Below are 19,003 nucleotides of genomic sequence, written 5' to 3'. Positions count from 1 at the left end.
GCGCTTCAGCAGGTCACGACCGCCGGGTCGGATCGCTCGGCCCTGTCCGCGAAGGCACCGAGGCACGGACGTCCGTACTGTGCAGGTGAGACCGGGTGGACGGCTGTCGGTTGGAGGAGCGATGACGAATCCTGAAGCGTCCCGTCCCGTCGTCTTCGGCGTGGACGCCAGGCACCCGGGGCAGCCCGCGCTCGCCTGGGCCGCCGACGAGGCCGTACGCCGCCGGGCACCGCTGCGGATGGTGCACGCGGAATCGCCGTTTCGCCTGGGTCTGGGCGGCTTCGACGGCGTCGTGTCCCGAAAGTCCGGGTGCAGCCCCGGCGAGGAGGCCCTCGACGAGGCCGTCGCCTTCGCCACTGGGCGGCATCCCGGCCTCGACGTCGCCGCCTTCCTGCTGGAGGGCGCCCCTGCGCAGGTGCTGTGCCGGCAGTCCGAGGAGGCGCAGCTGGTCGTTCTCGGCTCCCGGCGGCTGAACCGGCTGGAGGAGTTCCTGAGCGGCGGCTCGGTGGCCGTGCCGGTCAGCGCCCAGGCCGCCTGCGCGGTCGTGGTGGTGCTGGAGCCCGAGGACGCGGTCTGCCGGTCGCCGTACCTCGTGGTCGGGGCGGACGGCAGCCGTGCCTCCGAGGCTGCCGTGGACTACGCCTTCGAAACCGCCGCCGTACGCGGCGCGGACCTTCATGCACTCTGGGTCTGGGAACCCACACTGCTGGACTCCGCGGACGAGGTCCTCGCACTCCAGAAGTGCCGTCGCCTGCTCTTCGAAACGATGGCCGAACGGGCGGAGCGGCATCCGGACGTCACGGTGAGCCGCCAGGTGGTGCGTGGTCACCCTGTCGAGGAACTGGCAAGGGCCTCCGAGCATGCGCTGGCGGTCGTCGTCGGACGCCGAGGCCGGGGCGGCTTCACCGGGATGAGGCTCGGATCCGTCCCACACGGCCTGCTGCACCGCGCCCACTGCCCGGTCGTCACCGTGCCGACATCCGGCCGACACTGACCACAGGCGTCGCGCGCCTCACCCGCTTCCCGGCCGGCCCGGAACCGACTTGACCTCCGGCGAACCCGAGCGGTGGCTCACCGCTCGGCTTCGCCATCCTCCACCCGGTGGGTCCTGCTCCATACCTCGCCGCAGCCGCAGCGGAGGTGCTCCACCAGCTCGCCCTGCTCGTTCACGTCAAGTCCGTGGCGCAGGCGTACGTGCACGTGCTCACCCATGGTCGACCGACTTTCGCTTGATCGCTGCTCCCGGCAACGGGCCGGAGCCATCCATCGTCCGCGAAGAGCCACCTGGGCGGAAGGGAATGGGATGGACCTCACCACTTCCCCGCCGCCCAGCCACGGCGGACGGCCTCCAGGTAATGGCCTACGGGTGGATCGCGTCGTACGCAGATTCGCGATAGCCCCACCTCGATCGCCCCAGTGGAACTCCGTGGTCTCGATGCGATCAGCGTGCCATTCGTGTCCGGCCCCGACCGGTGGATCACCCGGAACCGCGGGCGGTGGTGAGGGCGAGTACTTGCAAGTTCTCCTCGGTGGAGATCTCGACTCGTCCGATCGCGGAGCCTGGCCCCGCACCGCAGGATGAAGGAAGTGGTCAATCGTGTAAGGAGGACGACGATGGCCGGTGAACTGCTCCGCAGGCGTGCCCACTGGTGGCCCTCGTTCCCGGACCTGCTCGAGGACTTCCCCTTCGACCTGCGTATCTCCCCGGAAGAGCACATCATCCGCGTCGAGGAGAGCGAGGAGGAGGGCGCTTACGTCATCAAGGCCGAGCTGCCGGGGATCGACCCGGCGAAGGACGTCGAGATCACCGTCGAAGGGGGCGTGCTGACCGTCCACGCCGAACGCCGCGAGGAGAAGACGGAGAAGCATCGTTCGGAGTTCCACTACGGCTCCTTCACGCGCAGCATCCGGCTCCCAGAAGGATGTGAGGAGGGGGACATCACCGCCAGCTACGACAAGGGCGTGCTGACCGTGAAGGCGCCCCTGCCCAAAGCGGAGAAGAAGCAGCCACGGCGGGTTGAGATCACCCGCGGTACCTGAGGCCGCAACACACCCCGCCAACGCCAGAACGGGCGCCGGTAGACGCGGTGCGTCCGCCGGCGCCGAGCCTCCTGCCAACAGGTCCACATCCACCGGCCCGGTGACGCGTGATCAGAGCTGAAACCTCGGACGCCCGTACGTGCCTCCAGCCTCGGAGCCTGAGGGATGATCGCGCGACGGCGCCGAAGTCGTCGCCGGCCTGCCGGACCCGGTCGCCTCACAGGTGTCTCCCGGGAAACCGGCGTGAACCGCGATTCCAGGGCCTCGCCATGTCCACCGTGCCGCCTCACGGCACTCCGGCCTCCCATTGTCCCGCCCGGCCCGTTGGAATCGCGGTGTCCTTCAGCCCCGTCGGCTTGGGCCGCCCGGCCCCATGAACAGAGGCGTTCAGCCGATGCCTTTGCCTCGATCGCCTGACAGTCTGGTGAAGGGACAGGCTCTCGCTCGACGGCCGGCCACCGTGCAGCTGCCGCCCGGGGCACAGGCCGGGCAATCGCCCGCCGGGCCCGGTCGGCCGGTCCTGATCGAACGGGCGGAGCGTGGCTAGGAGATCCGATGGTGAACAAGCCCATGACCGGGCAGACGCCCGAGGTCCGGGTCGAGATTTATGGTGACCTGCCGCCCGGAACGGCGGAGGTCGCCCGCAGTACCGTGCTCGCTCTGGTCGAGGAGACGCGCGAGCCCGTGCTGTCCGTCCGGATCCGGCTCACCCGGATGGACGACCCCACCGTCGAGCGGCCCTGCCTCGCCCAGGCCAATCTCGACGTCAACGGCCGCCGCGCCCGCGCCCAGGTCGCCGCTGAGACCATGAGCGAGGCCGTCGGCCTGCTGCGCGAGCGAATCGTTCTGCAACTCGCCCGGGTGAGTCGGCACTTGGAGTCCCAACGGGGAGGTGTGCCGGAGGCCGGCGAGTACGAACGGCTGCTCCGGACGGAGCCCGTGCACCGCCCCCACCACTGCCCCCACCCGGCGGAGCTGCGCGAGGTGGTCCGGCACAAGTCGTTCTCCCTCCCGCGCGAGACACCCGACCAGGCTGCCTTCGCGATGGACACCATGGACTACGGCTTCCGCCTGTTCACCGACCTCACCACCGGCGAGGACAGCGTCCTCTACCGCGCGGCGCCGACCGGCTACCGGCTCGCCCAGGTGCACCCGCGCCCGGAGCGGCTCGGCGCTGCCGCCATCCCGCTGACCATCAGTTCGGCCCCCGCACCCCGGCTGAACCTCGTCAACGCGAAACGCCGGATGGACGCACTCGGGCAGCCGTTCGTGTTCTTCGCCGACGACGCCACCGGGCGGGGCAACGTCCTCTACCGCCGGTACGACGGGCACTACGGCCTGATCACACCCACCGAGTGACCCCTGACCTTGAGGATCCAGCCAGCCCCAGCGAGGACCGATCTCCTCGCTCCTCGCCCGTAGGGCGGCCTCACGCTCGAACAGATCGGCTGACCCGGAACGGGCCGGAGTCACCCGGAGCCGAGCCGTGCCGGCACGGGCAGGCCGTCGTCCGTGGCCCCGTGGAGCACGACGCGAGTCCCGCTACGCTCCGGCCGCACCGCGTCACTCGGCCCCTTCCGGCCCCGTCCCCCTCATGGCGGCCACCGTCGCCGCGTCGCAGGATGAGACGGAGAGGGTGGCCCGGGGACCGCATCTTCCCAGCCGGTCGTGGCCGCGACACCACAGGGCGAGTACGGAGCCAGGGACGGTTCGAAGCAACCCTCCGGTCGGAAGGAGCCGCCGTGGACAGCGAGAGCCTCACGGGATCCGGTACGGCCGCCGTACCAACCCGCTTGACCGACTACCAGCGGGGGCGGCTCACCTTCTCCTGGGAACAGGCCCGCCAACAGCTCGACGGGCTGCCCGGCGGCCGGGGCCTGAACATCGCCCACGAGGCCGTCGACCGCCACGTGACAGCAGGCCACGGAGACCGGCTCGCGCTTCGCTGCATCGCCGCAGACCGCACGGTCACCGCAATCACGTACACCGAACTGGCCCGGCGAAGCAGCCGCTTCGCCAACGTACTGCGGGCCCTGGGCGTCGGTGGCGGGAGCCGGGTGGCGTCACTGCTGAGCCGCTGCCCGGAGCTGTACACATCGGTCCTCGGGACGCTGAAGAACACCTCCGTCTTCTGCCCCCTCTTCCCCGCCTTCGGACCGGCGCCGGTCGAGGAGCGGCTGCGCCTGGGAGAAGTGAAGGTGCTGGTCACCACCGACGAGCTCTACCGCCGCAAGGTGGCCGGGCGGCGTGACCGGCTGCCGGAACTGGAGCACGTGCTGATCGTCGGCCCGTCCCCCGACCCGCAGCCGGGCACCGAATCCTTCGACGGCCTGCTCGCGGATGCCTCCGAGGAGTTCACGATCCCGGACACCGACCCCGAGGACATGGCGCTGCTCCACTTCACCAGCGGCACCACCGGAACCCCCAAGGGCGCGATCCACGTGCACGAGGCGGTGGTCGCCCACCACGCCACCGCGGGCTTCGCGCTCGACCTGCGCCCGGAGGACGTCTTCTGGTGCACCGCCGACCCCGGCTGGGTCACCGGCACCTCGTACGGCATCATCGCCCCGCTCACCCACGGCGTCACCCTCGTCGTCGACGCGGGCGAGTACGACGCCCGCCGCTGGTACGACGTCCTCGCCTCGGAACGGGTCACGGTCTGGTACACCGCGCCGACCGCGATCCGGATGCTGATGCGGGTGAGCCCGCGCGGCAGGCCGCCCGACCTTCCCAGGTCCTTCGACCTGTCCGCGCTCCGGTTCATCGCCAGCGTCGGCGAACCCCTCAATCCGGAGGCGGTGCGGTGGGGTCAGGAGATCCTAGGCCTGCCGATCCACGACAACTGGTGGCAGACCGAGACCGGCTGCATCATGATCGCCAACTTCGCCGGGACCGAGATCCGCCCGGGATCCATGGGACGTCCTCTGCCCGGGGTGCAGGCCGGGGTCCTGGAACGAGGACGGGACGGACGGGCTCTGGTCGAAGGTGGGCGGGTCCACGTCCTGGACGAGCCGGGCGCGGAGGGCGAACTGGCACTGCGCCCCGGCTGGCCGTCGATGTTCCGCGGCTACCTCCACGCCGAGGAGCGGTACCGGGCCTGCTTCGCCGACGGCTGGTACCTCACCGGCGACATCGCCAGGTGCGACGCCGACGGCTACTACTGGTTCGTCGGCCGGGCGGACGACGTGATCAAGTCCGCCGGGCACCTGATCGGCCCCTTCGAGGTCGAGAGCACCCTCATGGAGCATCCCGCCGTCGCCGAGGCCGGGGTGATCGGACGCCCCGATCCGGTCGTCGGAGAAGTCGTCAAGGCCTTCGTCTCACTCAAACCGGGCTACGACCCCGACACCCGACTGGCTCGGGACATCACCGCCTTCGCCCGCCGCAGGCTCGGCCCCGCGATCGCGCCCAGAGAGATCGCCTTCGACCAGCATCTGCCGAAGACCCGCAGCGGCAAGGTGATGCGCAGGCTGCTGCGCGCCCGCGAACTGGGCCTTCCCGAAGGCGACGTCTCAGCCCTGGAGGAGGCGCAATGACCCCTCGTACCACCGCCAAGGAGCGCCGGACCAGGACACGCCCTCCCGGCCCGGACACCGGACACCGGCTCGGCCTGCTCAAGGAGATGCTGCGAATCCGCCGGTTCGAGGAACGCTGCGTGGAGATGTACAGCGCGGGCGAGATCCGGGGTTTCGTGCACCTGTGCATCGGTGAGGAGGCCGTCTCGGTCGGCGTTCACCAGGCACTCACCCCCGAGGACGCCGTGGTCACCACCTACCGCGAGCACGGTCACGCACTCGCCCGGGGCATCCCCGCGGAGGCGGTCTTCGCCGAGATGCTCGGCCGGATGACCGGCTGCAGCCGGGGACGCGGCGGGTCGATGCACCTCTTCGACGCGGACCGCCGCTTCTACGGCGGCCACGGCATCGTCGCCGGCGGACTACCCGTCGCCGCTGGCCTGGCCCTCGCCGACCTGCTGCGCGAGCGGGAGCAACTGGTGTGCTGCCTCTTCGGTGACGGTGCCGTGGCCGAGGGCGAGTTCCACGAGACCGCCAACCTGGCCGCCCTCTGGGACCTGCCGCTGCTCCTGGTCTGCGAGAACAACCTCTACGCCATGGGCACCCCGCTGGCCCGCGAGCACGCACAGGTCGACCTGGCGGCCCGCGCCGCCTCGTACGGCATGGTGGCCTGGGCCGTGGACGGCATGGACGTCCTCGCCGTCGAGCGCGCCGCCCGGCGCGCCGCACAGGCCGTGCGGGCGGGCTCCGGACCGTACTTCCTCGAGCTGCGCACCTACCGCTTCCGCGCACACTCCATGTACGACCCCGACCTCTACCGGGACAAGGCCGAGATCGAGCGCTGGAAGCAGCGCGACCCGATCACCCTGCTCACGGAGCGGATGCGCACCGAGAACGGCTTCGACGACACCTCGGTGGAACTCCTCGAAAAGGAGGTCGCCGAGGAACTGGACCGGGCCGTCGAGCAAGCCAGGCAGGGCGGACTCGAACCGGCCGAGGACTTGCTCCGCTTCGTCCACAGCCCGGCACGGGGGACGTCGTGACCACGCGGAAGGCCGCCACGGGCAAGGCGGTGACCTACCGTGAGGCAGTGCGGGAAGCCCTGCGCGAAGCGCTCGTGGCGGACGAGCGGGTGTTCCTGATGGGCGAGGACGTCGGCCGGTACGGCGGGGCCCTCGGTGTCAGCCTCGGCCTGCTGGACGAGTTCGGCCCGGCCCGTATCCGGGACACTCCGCTGTCCGAATCGGCGTTCGTCGGCGCCGGGATCGGCGCCGCGATCGCCGGCCTGCGCCCGATCGTCGAGATCATGACCGTCAACTTCAGCCTGCTCGCCCTCGACCAGATCCTGAACAACGCGGCCACCCTGCTGCACATGTCCGGCGGTCAGGTCGCCGTACCCCTGGTGATCCGGATGTCCACCGGCGCCGGACGCCAGCTCGCCGCCCAGCACTCCCACAGCCTTGAGGGCTACTACGCCCACATCCCCGGCATCCGGGTTCTGGCCCCCGCGACCCTGGAGGACGCCCGGTACATGCTCGCTCCGGCCCTCTCCGATCCCGATCCCGTGGTCATCTTCGAGCACGGCTCGCTCTACAACGTCTCCGGCACCCTGCCGCCCGACACAGGGCCGGTGGACATCGACCGCGCTGCCGTCCGCCGCCCCGGCACCGACATCAGCCTCATCACCCACGGCGGCTCACTCGGCAAAGCCCTCCAGGCCGCCGAACAGCTGGCCGCCGACCACATCGACGCCGAGGTGGTCGATCTGCGCACCCTGCGCCCGCTGGACGACGCCACCGTCACCGGCTCGGTCCGGCGCACCCACCGGGCCGTCGTGATCGACGAGGGCTGGCGCACCTGCGGACTCTCGGCCGAGATCACCGCACGCATCACCGAGCAGGCCTTCTACGACCTGGACGCACCGGTGGAGCGGGTCTGCGGAGCAGAGGTGCCGGTACCCTACGCCCGGCAACTGGAAGAAGCGGCACTACCGCAGCCCGCGGACATCGTGGCCGCGGCACGACGGGCGGTGGGCTGAGATGGCCGAGTTCCGGATGCCAGCGCTGGGTGCGGACATGACCGAGGGCACGCTACTCGAATGGCTCGTCCACCCCGGCGACCAGGTACGCAAGGGTGACATCGTCGCCGTCGTCGACACCGCCAAGGCGGCGATCGAGGTGGAGTGCTTCGAGAACGGCACGGTCGACCGCCTGCTGGTGGAACCGGGGACGACCATGCCCGTCGGAGCGTCCCTGGCCGTCATCGGACCGGCTCGTCCCGCCACACAGACCAGTGAGCCGAGCGTGCCGGTGACCTCTCCACTGGTGCGCCACCTCGCCGAGGAGAGCGGCGTGGACCTGGCCACCGTGCACGGCACGGGCCCAGGCGGCCGGATCACCCGCGCCGATGTGAATGCCGAACCGCCGTCCGCCGCACCGCTCCGGACACCTCCCGCCGAGACCGCCACCACCAAACCCCCCGACACCCCACGCGTACGACCGGAAAAGCCACCGACTCCCCCGGCTCGGCCCGGGACGGGCGACGGGGCCACCCGGGTCCGCGCGACACCGCTCGCGAAGCGGCTCGCCGTGGAGGCCGGCATCGACCTGGCGGCAGTGGCCGGCACCGGCACGGGCGGTGCCGTCCGGGCCCTCGATGTCAAAGCCGCGCTCGCAGCCGCGCTCCCGTCTGCAGCCACGGCACGGCCGGCTGCAGCCACCGGCCGTCACGAGACGATGCGACGGGCGGTCGGCGATCTCATGGCCCGGTCCAAACGCGAGATTCCGCACTACTACCTGTCCACCACCGTCGACCTCGGCGCGGCGATCGGCTGGCTCCACGAACGCAACCGCGAACTCCCGGTGGCCGAACGGCTGGTACCCACGGCCCTACTGCTCAAGGCCGCCGCACTGGCGGCCCGCGAGGTGCCACAGCTCAACGGCTTCTGGACGGACGACCACTTCACCGCCGCACCCGCCGTCCACCTCGGCGTCGCCGTCGCACTGCGCGGCGGCGGCCTGGTCGCCCCCGCCATTCACGACGCCACCGACCTGACCCTGCCGGAGCTCATGGCAAGGCTCCGCGACCTGGTCTCCCGCGCCAGGTCCGGCCGCCTGCACCGCTCCGAGACCACCGATCCGACGATCACCGTGACCAATCTCGGGGACCAGGGCGTCGAGGCCGTCCTCGGTGTCATCTATCCCCCGCAAGTCGCCCTGGTGGGCCTCGGCAGAGTGGTCGAGCGGCCCTGGGCCGTCGACGGGCTGCTCGGTATCCGTCCGGTGGTCACCGCCACTCTCTCCGCCGACCACCGAGCCAGCGACGGCGCCACCGGCGCACGCTACCTGGCCGCCCTCGACCGGTTGCTGCAGAAACCGGAGGAGCTGTGAACCACGACCAGGCGCTCGCACTCGTCCAGGAGGCGATCACAGAGATCGTCCCGGACGCGGACTTCACCGAGATCGGGCCCGACACGGATTACCGCCAAGCCCTCGAACTCGACTCACTCGACTTCCTCAACCTGGTGGAACGGCTCTCCGAACGCACCGGTTGCCGCCTCGACGAGGACGACTACCCACGTCTGGGCACTCTCGAAGGCGCCGCCACCCTCCTTGCGGAACGCGCCTGACCACAGTCCAGCACTGCGCCACGGCCGGATCGAGCACGCGTGAGGGCGAGTTGCTCCACACCGTCCGTGAGGGCGGGAAGCCGGCATGCGGACCAGCCGGACACGGGCGATGCTTCAAGCAGTGCATCCCGCTCGGGGCCGTACGGGACATAGGTCGTGCCACCGCCGCTGACATGGCTGTCCGTGTGACGGCTCACCGTCGACGACCCGAGCTTCGAAAGGGAGTGACGGGACCATGATCGAGAAAGAGGATCACGAGAAGAGGATCGTCGTCGGTGTGGACGGCTCCGAGCAGTCCAGACGGGCCCTTCGCTGGGCGATTCGGCAGGCTCGGTTGACCCATGCGGTGGTGGAGGCGGTGATGGCCTGGCAGCCGCCGTTCTCCGGGGTGGGCAGCGTGGTCTCCGTGGAGCAGCGGAATCAGATCGGCGAGATCGCCCAGAAGGCACTTGCCGAGAACATCGAGAAGGTCGCGGGCTCCGAGCCACCGGTGGAGATCCGGGCGCACGCGGTGGAGGGGGTGGCGGCACAGGCGCTGCTGGACGTCGCCGCCCAAGGGGCGTCACTGCTGGTCGTGGGCCACCGGGGTGTCGGCGGCTTCACCGGGGCCCTGCTGGGCTCTGTCGGTCAGCACTGCGTCCAGCACGCTCCCTGCCCGGTCGTCGTCGTCCGCGGCCGCGACGGTTGAGGTGTCTCGGCCGCCCCAGTACCTGCTACGCGAAGTCAAGCACCTCACGTGAGTCCTCGGCCCGCCGATTCGGCTCAGTAGGTACGCATGGGGGCAGTGTTCGGCTGTCTTCCCCAGTCGGCACGCGCGACCCGCCACCCGTCGACCGCTCCCAGGGTGGTGCTCGGCCCCATCTCGCCGATCCGGAAGCCTGATTCCGAGGCCTCTTCCCTGGCAGCCGAGGCGCAGGGAAGACGCTTGGTTTCCGAGGCCCTCGCGGACACCTGCTAACCGGATGGCGGACCGGACTCGAGAGGGTGAGCCTGGAAATGGGGGAACGGCCGAAGGGGTGTCCGGGACAGCGGGTCAGGGAGGCGGAAGGCCGCGCGGAGCACCTGCGACGGCCACGGCAGGTCAGGAGTCCGCCAGGACTCGGCGGGCCCTGAGCGAGATGCGCCGCTCCGCACGTCAGCGCTCTCGTGTCAACAGCGGAACGACCGGCTGGAGTAGTGATGACTGACCCGGTGATCGTGGGGTACGACGGCTTCGAACGAAGCCTGCGCGCGCTCATCTGGGCCGCGCACGACGCGGCATTGCACGGCTGCCCCCTCTACATCGTCCACGTGCTGCCCGCATGGGAGATGGACTTTCCGTTCCATCCGCCCGGACGTTGGCAGAGCGCAAGCAGGCGTGGTGCGGCAATCCTGGCCGAGGCCGAGGCGATGGTCAGAGAGAGCCATCCGGATCTCGACGTGGGCTGCCAGCAACTCTCCGGTTCACCGTCCGAGGTCCTCTGCTCCGTGTCCAAGCAGGCGCGCAACGTGGTTCTCGGGGCACGCGGCGAGGGGGGCTTGGGAAACCTGCTGTTCGGATCCGTCGGTCTGCAGGTCGCCGGCCACGCGGATGGCCCGGTGGTGGTGGTGGGCCAGCTGACCACCGGTCATCACCGGGTCGTCGTCGGAACCGACGGGTCGCCGCACTCCGTCAGCGCGATGGAGTTCGCGTTCGACGAGGCGTCCCTGCGCGGCACCCGGCTGCAGGTGCTGCGCGTGTGGCAGATGCCGGTGCCGGCTGAGGCTCCGGAACGAGAGCTCGTTCCGGAGGACGTCGAGGCCGAGCAACGGCGGGAGGTGGAGGAGCAGTTGGCCGGCCTTCGCAAGAAGTATCCCGATGTGGAGATCGAGACGGAGCTGGTCCGGGGCAAGGCCGCGCCCGCGCTGGTCCGTGCCTCCGACCGGGCCGATCTCGCAGTCGTCGGCTCCCGTGGTCGTGGCGGCTTCCACGGCCTGGCCCTCGGCTCGGTGGGCCACGCTCTGCTCCACTACGGCACCTGCCCCATCGCCGTCGTACGCCCTCGCCCCGAGCCGGCTCGGGAGTGACCAACGCGGTCACCCCCGAGCCGGACATGGCGCTGCGGAGGCGTCTCTTCGCACCGGGCGCGTGCCGGAACGGTCCGTCATGGACCTCTCCGGTCTCCGCACGAGTGCTCGATCTGCTGCGCCACCACCGCCGCAGGCCGGGCGGACCGGCCGGCCTGCTCATCGCGGAGGAGACGGTGGACGGGAAGGTCGTGCTCGCCATCCTCGGCGGAACACCGCTGCCGGTGACACCTCGGCGGCCACCGGAGCATGCACCGGTTCCGGAGCAGGACGCGATGGCGCTCACTCACCGCGTCGGAGGCCGCGCCCGGCAGTCGCTCGGCGGTCCCACCGCGGGAGGGCGACGGAGCGTCTGCTGACCGCCCCGAGCCGATCAGCGTCGGCCGCCGTACCAGGCCTGCCCGCCCGGGCCGTCGAAGGCGGGACAGCGCGTGACGTCCGACGGGTCGGCCCATGGGGGCGGCACCGGTGACGGCCGGGCTCCGTCCGCCGGTCGGTCTCGGTATGCGTGGGCATACGCGTCACCCGGCTCATATATCGTCTGCCGATATCGGAGTCCGTTGCCGAACGCGGGCGCGTGCCGGGGAGCCAGCTATGAGCGAGTCACCAGCAGTCGGCAGCGGACCGCGGCTGCGGAGGCAGCTCGGGGTGTTCGACGCGGTGGTGATCGGCCTGGGGTCGATGATCGGGGCGGGGATCTTCGCCGCACTCGCGCCTGCTGCCGATGTGGCCGGCTCGGGGCTGCTGCCGGGGCTGGCGCTGGCCGCGGTGGTGGCGTACTGCAACGCGACCTCCTCGGCCCGGTTGGCGGCCCGCTACCCGCAGTCCGGCGGCACGTACGTCTACGGGCGCGAGCGGCTGGGGGACTTCTGGGGCTACCTGGCCGGATGGGGGTTCGTGGTCGGCAAGACCGCCTCCTGTGCGGCGATGGCGCTGACGGTGGGCTCGTACGTGTGGCCCGGCCAGGCGCACGCGGTGGCGGTCGGCGCCGTGGTGGCACTGACCGCGGTGAACTACCTCGGCGTGCAGAAGGCGGCCTGGCTGAACCGCACGATCGTCGCGGTGGTCCTGGCGGTGCTCGCCACCGTCGTCACCGCCTGCCTGACCTCCGGGACGGCGGACACCGCGCGCCTGGACGTCGGTGCGGACGCCACGTTCGGCGGGGTGCTGCAGGCGGCAGGTCTACTGTTCTTCGCCTTCGCCGGATACGCGCGCATCGCCACCTTGGGCGAGGAGGTCCGCGATCCGGCGCGCACCATCCCGAGGGCGATCCCGCTCGCGCTGGGCATCACCCTGGTCGTCTACGCGGCCGTGGCCGTCGCCTCGCTGGTCGTACTGGGCAGCAACGGGCTCGGTCGCGCGACGGCACCGCTGGCCGAGGCGGTGAAGGCCGCCGGCGTGCCCGGGTTCGTCCCGCTGGTCCGCTTCGGCGCGGCGGTCGCGGCGACCGGGTCGCTGCTGGCGCTGATCCTGGGCGTCTCGCGCACCACGCTGGCGATGGCCCGCGACCGGCACCTGCCGCGCGCGCTGGCCGCCGTCCACCCGCGTTTCCACGTCCCGCACCGCGCCGAACTCACGGTCGGCGCCGTCGTCGCCGCGCTTGCCGCCGTCACGGACGTGCGCGGAGCGATCGGCTTCTCCTCCTTCGGCGTGCTCTCCTACTACGCGATCGCCAACGCCTCCGCCTGGACCCTGACCTCCGTCGAGGGGCGCCCGCCGCGCGCCGTCCCGGCGCTCGGCCTGGCCGGCTGCATGCTGCTCGCCTTCTCCCTGCCGATCGCCTCGGTCACCTCCGGAGCCACCGTGCTGGCGATCGGCGCCGCCGCCTACGCCGTGCGCAGGGCCCTCACGACGCGGAGGGATCGAGACCTTTCCCGCTGCGGAGATTGAACCTTTTCACCGAGCCGTACTTGCTGATCGGCGGGGGTTCGGCCCGTACCCCGAGTGGCCGCGGCAGCAATTCGAGGACGTGATCTGGCGGTTGAGGACGACGGGCTGGCAGCGGCGGGAGATGCCGAAGGCGTTCGGTGCTTGGCCGACCGTCCACAACTCGGCGTTTCGTCCCTGGTCTCGGATGTCGGGTTCCGCGCCAGTTCGGCGGGGGTGATGTGCCCGGTCATGAGAGCGCTTTCCCCTTGTCCGGGGTGGTGCAGTGGCGGTAAGCGGTCACCGTTGCTGCCGCTGTCCTGAGCGCCGGCCCGCCGGTCAGTGCCGGCGTGGCGTCGACGACCACCACCCTGACCAGCTCGCCGAACCCGTGGTTCCGCGACGGCCCGGGGGCGCCGGGAGGGCGAGAAGCATCAGCCGAACCCACCACCGGCCTGCCGAACGCGAGCAGCCCCGCCTGTCCCGACCGGCGACCGCTGCCGCTACCGCCGCTGCGCACCCTCTCGCCTGCGGCACGTTCTGCTTGGAAGGACTCGCCGGTCAGGGAGCCGCAGCCTCGGACACCCCTCCCGGTGCCCCCGGTCTCAGCGACCGAGGGCACCGACGCGCGCCGCATAGCCCGTCAGGCCCTGCGCCGTCGCGCCCGCCCAGCCCACGTAGCCGTCCGGACGGACGAGGAAGACGCCGGTGCCGTACGCCTCGTAGGCCGGGACGTCGACCATCCGCACCTCTGCCCCGGCGAAGGCAGCCACGGGCAGCTCCGCCTGCGCGCCGACGGTGAGCAGCGTCCAGTGCGGGCCCCGGAAGGCGTCGAAGAGGCGGATGCCGCCCCGGCGGCCGTCCGGGGCCCGGTCGCCGGCGCGCAGGGCGTGCGGGGCGAGGTCGGTGCGGGTCTCCACCGCGAGCGAGGACTCCCGGTAGCCCAGGTCCAGTTGCTGGGTCGCCCGGCCGCGGCGGACCTCGCCGCGGTGCACCTTCGTGGACAGCCCCAGCATCCGTGCCGCGTTGGGTCGCCGCTCCTGCTCGTAGGTGTCGAGCAGTGAGTCCGCGGCCCGGCCCGCGAGCACCGCGCCCAGCTTCCAGCCCAGGTTGTAGGCGTCCTGGATGCTGGTGTTCAGGCCCTGGGCACCGGCCGGCGAGTGCACGTGCGCCGCGTCGCCGGCGAGGAAGACCCGGCCGGCGCGGAACCGGTCGGCCAGCGCCGCCCGCGGGCGGAACTCCGAGGCCCAGCGCAGGTCGCTCACATCCTCGGCGCTCAGGTGCGAACGGTCGGCGACCAGACGCCGGATGCCGTCCAGCGAGAGGTCCAGCTGCGTGCCCTCCGGGAACTGGGCGATGAGTTGGAACTGTCCGCCGCCGGGCAGCGGGCACAGGGCCAGCAGCCCGGCCCCGAGACCGGGGCCGGTGGTGCCGTCAGCGGGCGGGAAGACGTGCCAGTGATCGCGGTCCAGGCCGGTGACCGTGACGTCGGCGACCAGCATCGGGGCCGGGTCCACCGTCTGACCGGTCATCGTGATGCCCAGCAGCCGGCGCACCGTCGAGCGCCCGCCGTCGGCCGCGACCAGGTAGCGCGCCCGGACGGGCGGGCCGTCGGCGAACTCGGCGGTCGCCGCGTCCGCGTCCTGCCCGAGGGCCACCAGCTCCCGGCCGAAGTCCACCGTGCCGCCCAGCTCGCGCAGCCGCCCGTACAGCACCCGCTGGGTGCGCCACTGCGGCAGCATCAACGTGCCGGGGTACGGCTCGGCTTCCGACGGCTCGCTCGTCTCGTCGTACATGCGGCTCGTGCGCTGCGGTTCACCGTTCTTCCAGAACAGGTTCGGCGGGTAGTGGCCGGCCGCCGCGCGGATCTCGGCCAGCACGCCGAGGTCGTCCAGCACCTCCAGGGTGCGCGGCTGAAGCCCCTTGCCACGCGAGCCGGGGAACAGCGCGGTGCCGCGCTCGACCAGGTGCGCGGCGACGCCGCGCCGGGCCAGATCGAGGGCGAGCGCGAGACCGGTGGGGCCGGCGCCGACGATCAGCACGTCGGTGTCGGCGTCTGCGGCGTGGAGGTCCGGGGTGTTGGGGTTCGTTGCCCGAAGAGCCACGAGAGCTCCTTAACGTTGTTAAGTGCGGTTGCCCGCGAGCATGCACTTAACGCCGTTAAACTGTCAACCGTGACCCCGCAGCGAACCCCGAAACTCGACCGGCAGCTGGTCGCCGACACCGCACTTCGGCTCCTCAACGAGCTCGGCCTGGACGGCCTCACACTGCGTGCGATCGCCGCCGAGCTGGACGTCAAAGCGCCTGCCCTGTACTGGCACTTCAAGGACAAGCAGGCGCTGCTCGACGAGATGGCGACCGAGATGATGCGCCGCATGACAGCAGAGTCGGCCGGTTCGGCCGAGCCGTCGGGGGCCTCGGATCAGGTGGGGCCTGAGGAGGACTGGCGCCAGGCCTACCGCGCCATGATGCGCACCCTGCGCGCCCACCTGCTGCGCTACCGCGACGGCGCCCGCGTCTACAGCGGCGCCCGCTTCACGGACACGTCCTACGTGCCGGGCCTGGAGGCGAGCCTGCAGCTGCTCACCCGCGCCGGCTTCACCCTGGGCGCCGCCACCCGCGCCTGGTACACCGGCTACGCCTACACCATCGGCTACGTCGTGGAGGAGCAGGCCATGGGCCCGAACCCCTTCAACGGCACCGAGGGTTACGACCTGGACGCCCGCGCACAGCGCCTGACCGCCTACCCGCTCGCGGCGGCGGCGGGCCGCGAGATGTTCCAGGACTTCGACCAGGGCTTCGAACAGGGCCTGGAGGCCGTCCTGGCCGGCATCGAGGCGACCCTGCTCCCGCACTGAGGGCTCTCAGCGCGAAGCCACCGGTCACGGGCGGCATCGGTGCCCGGTGATCGCACGGTGGCCGCAAGGATCACCAGGCAGCCGCCGGTGGACCCGCCGCTCCGATCAAGGAAAACTCCCCACGGGGCGAGGAAAAGCGAAAGGTCGGGGCGGAGTGGTCGGGTCCACCGGTGTGGGTGCCGGGAGCGATGTCGGCTCGGGGCCGGGGATCGGGGTCGATCAAGTTCGGTGAACGACGGGCTCAGCTGCGGTCGTGGTGGTAGGCGGCGAGGAGGAAGAGCCAGATCTCGCTGACGGTCGGGAAGCAGGCGATCGCGTGCCTCAGCCGCTTGAGCGGGACCTCGCAGGCCACCGCGACGGTCGCCGAGTGCAGCAGCTCGCTGACTCCGGGGCCGACGAAGGTCACCCCGAGCAGGACTTCCCGGTCGAGGTCGACCACCATCCGCGCGTGGCCTCGGTAGTCGTCGGCGTAGAGGTTGGCGCCCAGGGCGGCGTTGAAGTCGAGGTCGACGGTGTGGATGCGGTGGCCGGCCTGGGCCGCCTGCTCGGCGGTCAGGCCCACGGCGGCTGCTTCGGGGTCGGTGAAGAAGACCTGGGGCACGGCGTGCTGGTCGGCGGTGGCGGCGTGGTCGCCCCACGGGCCGTCGTCCAGGGGCAGGCCCGCGGCGCGGGCGCCGATGGCGTCGCCGGCGGTCCGCGCCTGGTACTTGCCTTGATGGGTGAGCAGTGCGCGGTGGTTGACGTCGCCCACGGCGTACAGCCACCCGCCGTCGACCCCGCGGACCAGGCACGTGGTGTCCACCTCCAGCCAGGTGCCCGAGGTGAGGCCGACCGTGTCCAGGCCGATGTCGTCAGTGGCGGGGGTCCGGCCGGTGGCGAACATGACCTCGTCGGCCTGCAGTTCGCTGCCGTCGTCGAGGGTGAGGATGACGGGCCCGGTGGGGTCCGGACGGCGCAGGGCGGTGACCTGGGTGCCGATCCGCACGTCCACGCCCGCCTCGGTGAGGCTGCGCGCGATGAGCTCGCCCGCGAACGGCTCCATGCGGGCGACCAGGCGGCGGCGGGCGAGCAGGGTGACCTGCGAGCCCAGGCCCTGCCAGAGGGTGGCCATCTCGATGGCGACTCCGCCGCCACCGACGATGGCGAGCCGGGCGGGCACGGTGCTGGAGTCGGTGCCGTGCCGGTTCGTCCAGGGCCGGGCCTCCTGGAGGCCGGGGATGTCGGGCAGCAGCGGCCGGCTGCCGGTGGCGATGGCCACCGCGTGCCGGGCGGTGAGGGTGTGGCGTGCACCGTCGTCCCTGGTGACCGTGACCCGGCGGGGGCCGTCGATGCGGCCGTGGCCGCGGTACAGGTCGGCGCCGATGGACTTCACCCACTCGGCCTGTCCGGTGTCGTCCCAGTCATTGACGTAGTGGTTGCGGCGAGCGAAGACCCGGTCGGCGTCGGGCCGGCCGGTGACGGCCTGCCGGGCGCCGTCCACCCGGCGGGCGTCGGCCACCGCGATCACTGGCCGCAGCAGGGCCTTGCTGGGGACGCAGGCCCAGTAGGCGCATTCGCCGCCGACCAGTTCACGTTCCACAACGGCCACGGTGAGGCCGGCGGCGCGGGAGCGGTCGGCGAGGTTCTCGCCGACCGGGCCCGCGCCCAGCACGACCACGTCGTAGGCGTGGCTCTCCTGGTTCTCACGTGCTTCGCTCATTGCTCCCTCGCATCCGGTCGGGGCCGACGGGCCCGCATCCCCGGCTCATGTAACCGCGCGGTGCGCACACGGCGTCATACCTCGGCCGTAGGAGTCACCAACAGCGGCCATCCGTGCCCCTTATGGCTGCACGCACCCAGTGACCGGCCTCCGGCGGTCCGGCGCCTCCCGCGAGGACCACGACCGTTCAGGACCGGGCCGAGATGCCCGTCAGAACCCGTCCCGGGCTCACCGCGTGCCCTCGCGGTCGGCGTCGTGGGCGGCCTCGAGGTCGGTGGTCGCGACAAGTGCCGCTGCGCTGTCCGCCCGCGGGATGTCCCGTGTGGCCGGGGCGGGCAGCGTCCGCACCGCATGGTGCGGGCTGTGGCCCCCGCCCGCCGTGAGGTCCGGCGCCGACCAGCTGCCCAGCAGGCGCAGCCCGTGTGCGGAGGGACTGTCAGGTTCGGCGGTGTAGAGGTAGAGGGCCTGGTCCGGGTCGTCGGGCAGGACGAGGGACTCGTAGTCGAGGGTCAGTTCGCCGACGAGGGGGTGGCGGTAGCGCTTGGTGCCGTGGGTGTATTCGAGGACGTCGTGGTCGGCCCACCACTGGCGGAAGTCCTCGTCGTGCACGGACAGTTCGCCCACCAGCTCGGTCAGGCGGGAATCGTGCGGGTGGCGCCCCGCGTACAGGCGCAGGGCCGCCACCGCGCCACGGGCCGCGGTCTCCCAGTCGGCGATGAGGTCTCTGGCGGCGGGGTCCAGGAAGATGAACCGGGCGAGGTTGCGGTCGCGGTGCGCCGCGGCGTCGAAATCGGTGTACAGGGCCTTCGCGAGTGGGTTGGCGGCCAGCACGTCCAACCGGTGGCCCAGGATCATCGCAGGAGTCCCTGCCAGGGACCCGAGGAGCCGGAGCAGTCCGGGCCGCACCCGCTGCGGCGGCACCACGCGGCGACGGCCCGAGCCCGGCCTGGGGCGGGCCAGGTCGAACAGGTGGGCGCGCTCGGCCGCATCCAGGCACAGCACGCGGGCCACGGCCTCCAGCACCGATGCCGAGACGTTCGGATTGCGCCCGCGTTCCAGCCGGACGTAGTAGTCGACGCTGATCCCGGCCAGCCGGGCCACCTCCTCCCGGCGCAGCCCCGGCACGCGGCGCCGACCGGCGTCCGGCCCCAGGCCGGCCTCACGGGGACTGATCCGGGCCCTGCGCGAACGCAGGAAGTCGCGCAGCTCAAGGTTGGGCTCTCGCCCCGCTGACGTGCTCATCCACCCAGGCTAGGCCCGTACTTCGCGGGTCGTTGAATCGAATGGTTCGGGCCCGGGAACGGTGTCCAAGGCCGCCCCGGTGGCGTTGGATTGGGTGTGTCGATGACTT

General features: G+C 71.7%; 16 protein-coding genes and 1 pseudogene. 13 read left to right on the top strand and 4 right to left on the bottom strand.

Translation table 11 applies throughout. From position 1 onward, the window contains the following. Positions 1 to 121: 121 nt before the first annotated feature. Positions 122 to 994 carry a universal stress protein gene (locus tag ACWDAK_RS15065; RefSeq protein WP_427393602.1) on the top strand — a complete coding sequence of 291 codons (873 nt, stop codon included), beginning with the start codon at positions 122 to 124 and terminating at the stop codon, positions 992 to 994. Between the two features lie 77 nt (positions 995 to 1,071). Here ACWDAK_RS15065 and ACWDAK_RS15060 read toward each other — a convergent pair whose 3' ends face one another. Further along, entirely contained in the window at positions 1,072 to 1,212 is a 141-nt protein-coding gene (locus ACWDAK_RS15060) for a hypothetical protein (protein WP_427393601.1), read from the bottom strand. A 402-nt stretch (positions 1,213 to 1,614) separates the two neighbouring features. Between ACWDAK_RS15060 and ACWDAK_RS15055 the strand changes: the two genes are divergently transcribed. The 11 genes and pseudogenes from ACWDAK_RS15055 to ACWDAK_RS15005 all read left to right on the top strand — a co-directional run. Beyond that, positions 1,615 to 2,040 (top strand): Hsp20/alpha crystallin family protein, encoded by a 426-nt coding sequence (locus tag ACWDAK_RS15055; protein ID WP_427393600.1) that lies wholly within the window; start codon positions 1,615 to 1,617, stop codon positions 2,038 to 2,040. Between the two features lie 555 nt (positions 2,041 to 2,595). Then, entirely contained in the window at positions 2,596 to 3,399 is an 804-nt protein-coding gene (locus ACWDAK_RS15050) for a sigma 54 modulation/S30EA ribosomal C-terminal domain-containing protein (protein ID WP_427393599.1), read from the top strand. A gap of 383 nt (positions 3,400 to 3,782) precedes the next feature. Next, positions 3,783 to 5,576, top strand: coding sequence for an acetate--CoA ligase (gene acsA / locus ACWDAK_RS15045; RefSeq protein WP_344636581.1), 1,794 nt, complete (start codon positions 3,783 to 3,785; stop codon positions 5,574 to 5,576). Continuing rightward, positions 5,573 to 6,598 (top strand): pyruvate dehydrogenase (acetyl-transferring) E1 component subunit alpha, encoded by a 1,026-nt coding sequence (pdhA, locus tag ACWDAK_RS15040; RefSeq protein ID WP_344636580.1) that lies wholly within the window; start codon positions 5,573 to 5,575, stop codon positions 6,596 to 6,598. Before acsA ends, pdhA begins: the two co-directional genes overlap by 4 nt. Further along, positions 6,595 to 7,593 (top strand): alpha-ketoacid dehydrogenase subunit beta, encoded by a 999-nt coding sequence (locus ACWDAK_RS15035; RefSeq protein WP_344636579.1) that lies wholly within the window; start codon positions 6,595 to 6,597, stop codon positions 7,591 to 7,593. The genes pdhA and ACWDAK_RS15035 overlap by 4 nt, the downstream gene beginning before the upstream one ends. 1 nt (position 7,594) lies before the next feature. Continuing rightward, entirely contained in the window at positions 7,595 to 8,944 is a 1,350-nt protein-coding gene (locus ACWDAK_RS15030) for a 2-oxo acid dehydrogenase subunit E2 (RefSeq protein WP_427393598.1), read from the top strand. Then, positions 8,941 to 9,183 carry an acyl carrier protein gene (locus tag ACWDAK_RS15025; RefSeq protein WP_344636577.1) on the top strand — a complete coding sequence of 81 codons (243 nt, stop codon included), beginning with the start codon at positions 8,941 to 8,943 and terminating at the stop codon, positions 9,181 to 9,183. The genes ACWDAK_RS15030 and ACWDAK_RS15025 overlap by 4 nt, the downstream gene beginning before the upstream one ends. 235 nt (positions 9,184 to 9,418) lie before the next feature. Next, positions 9,419 to 9,871 carry a universal stress protein gene (locus tag ACWDAK_RS15020; protein WP_344636576.1) on the top strand — a complete coding sequence of 151 codons (453 nt, stop codon included), beginning with the start codon at positions 9,419 to 9,421 and terminating at the stop codon, positions 9,869 to 9,871. A gap of 491 nt (positions 9,872 to 10,362) precedes the next feature. Next, positions 10,363 to 11,229 carry a universal stress protein gene (locus tag ACWDAK_RS15015; protein WP_344636575.1) on the top strand — a complete coding sequence of 289 codons (867 nt, stop codon included), beginning with the start codon at positions 10,363 to 10,365 and terminating at the stop codon, positions 11,227 to 11,229. 594 nt (positions 11,230 to 11,823) lie between these two features. Then, a complete protein-coding gene (locus ACWDAK_RS15010; RefSeq protein WP_427393597.1) occupies positions 11,824 to 13,119 on the top strand; it encodes an APC family permease in 1,296 nt (431 codons plus the stop codon). Next, positions 13,107 to 13,297: pseudogene (locus ACWDAK_RS15005) on the top strand (hypothetical protein); the annotation flags it as partial. The gene ACWDAK_RS15010 and the pseudogene ACWDAK_RS15005, both read left to right, overlap by 13 nt. A gap of 403 nt (positions 13,298 to 13,700) precedes the next feature. Here ACWDAK_RS15005 and ACWDAK_RS15000 read toward each other — a convergent pair. Next, positions 13,701 to 15,200 carry an FAD-dependent monooxygenase gene (locus ACWDAK_RS15000; protein ID WP_427393596.1) on the bottom strand — a complete coding sequence of 500 codons (1,500 nt, stop codon included), beginning with the start codon at positions 15,198 to 15,200 and terminating at the stop codon, positions 13,701 to 13,703. A 69-nt stretch (positions 15,201 to 15,269) separates the two neighbouring features. On the opposite strand from ACWDAK_RS15000, the gene ACWDAK_RS14995 reads away from it, so the two are divergent. Further along, complete coding sequence (locus ACWDAK_RS14995) at positions 15,270 to 15,953, top strand: TetR/AcrR family transcriptional regulator C-terminal domain-containing protein (protein WP_344636572.1); 684 nt, start codon at positions 15,270 to 15,272, stop codon at positions 15,951 to 15,953. Positions 15,954 to 16,194: 241 nt separating this feature from the next. Here ACWDAK_RS14995 and ACWDAK_RS14990 read toward each other — a convergent pair whose 3' ends face one another. Further along, positions 16,195 to 17,652, bottom strand: coding sequence for a dihydrolipoyl dehydrogenase family protein (locus ACWDAK_RS14990; protein ID WP_427393595.1), 1,458 nt, complete (start codon positions 17,650 to 17,652; stop codon positions 16,195 to 16,197). A gap of 228 nt (positions 17,653 to 17,880) precedes the next feature. Beyond that, positions 17,881 to 18,894 (bottom strand): helix-turn-helix transcriptional regulator, encoded by a 1,014-nt coding sequence (locus ACWDAK_RS14985; RefSeq protein WP_344636570.1) that lies wholly within the window; start codon positions 18,892 to 18,894, stop codon positions 17,881 to 17,883. Between the last annotated feature and the right edge of the window lie 109 nt (positions 18,895 to 19,003).

The organism is Kitasatospora sp. NPDC001175, assembly GCF_053598215.1.
This window is presented reverse-complemented; position numbering and strand designations above follow the sequence as displayed.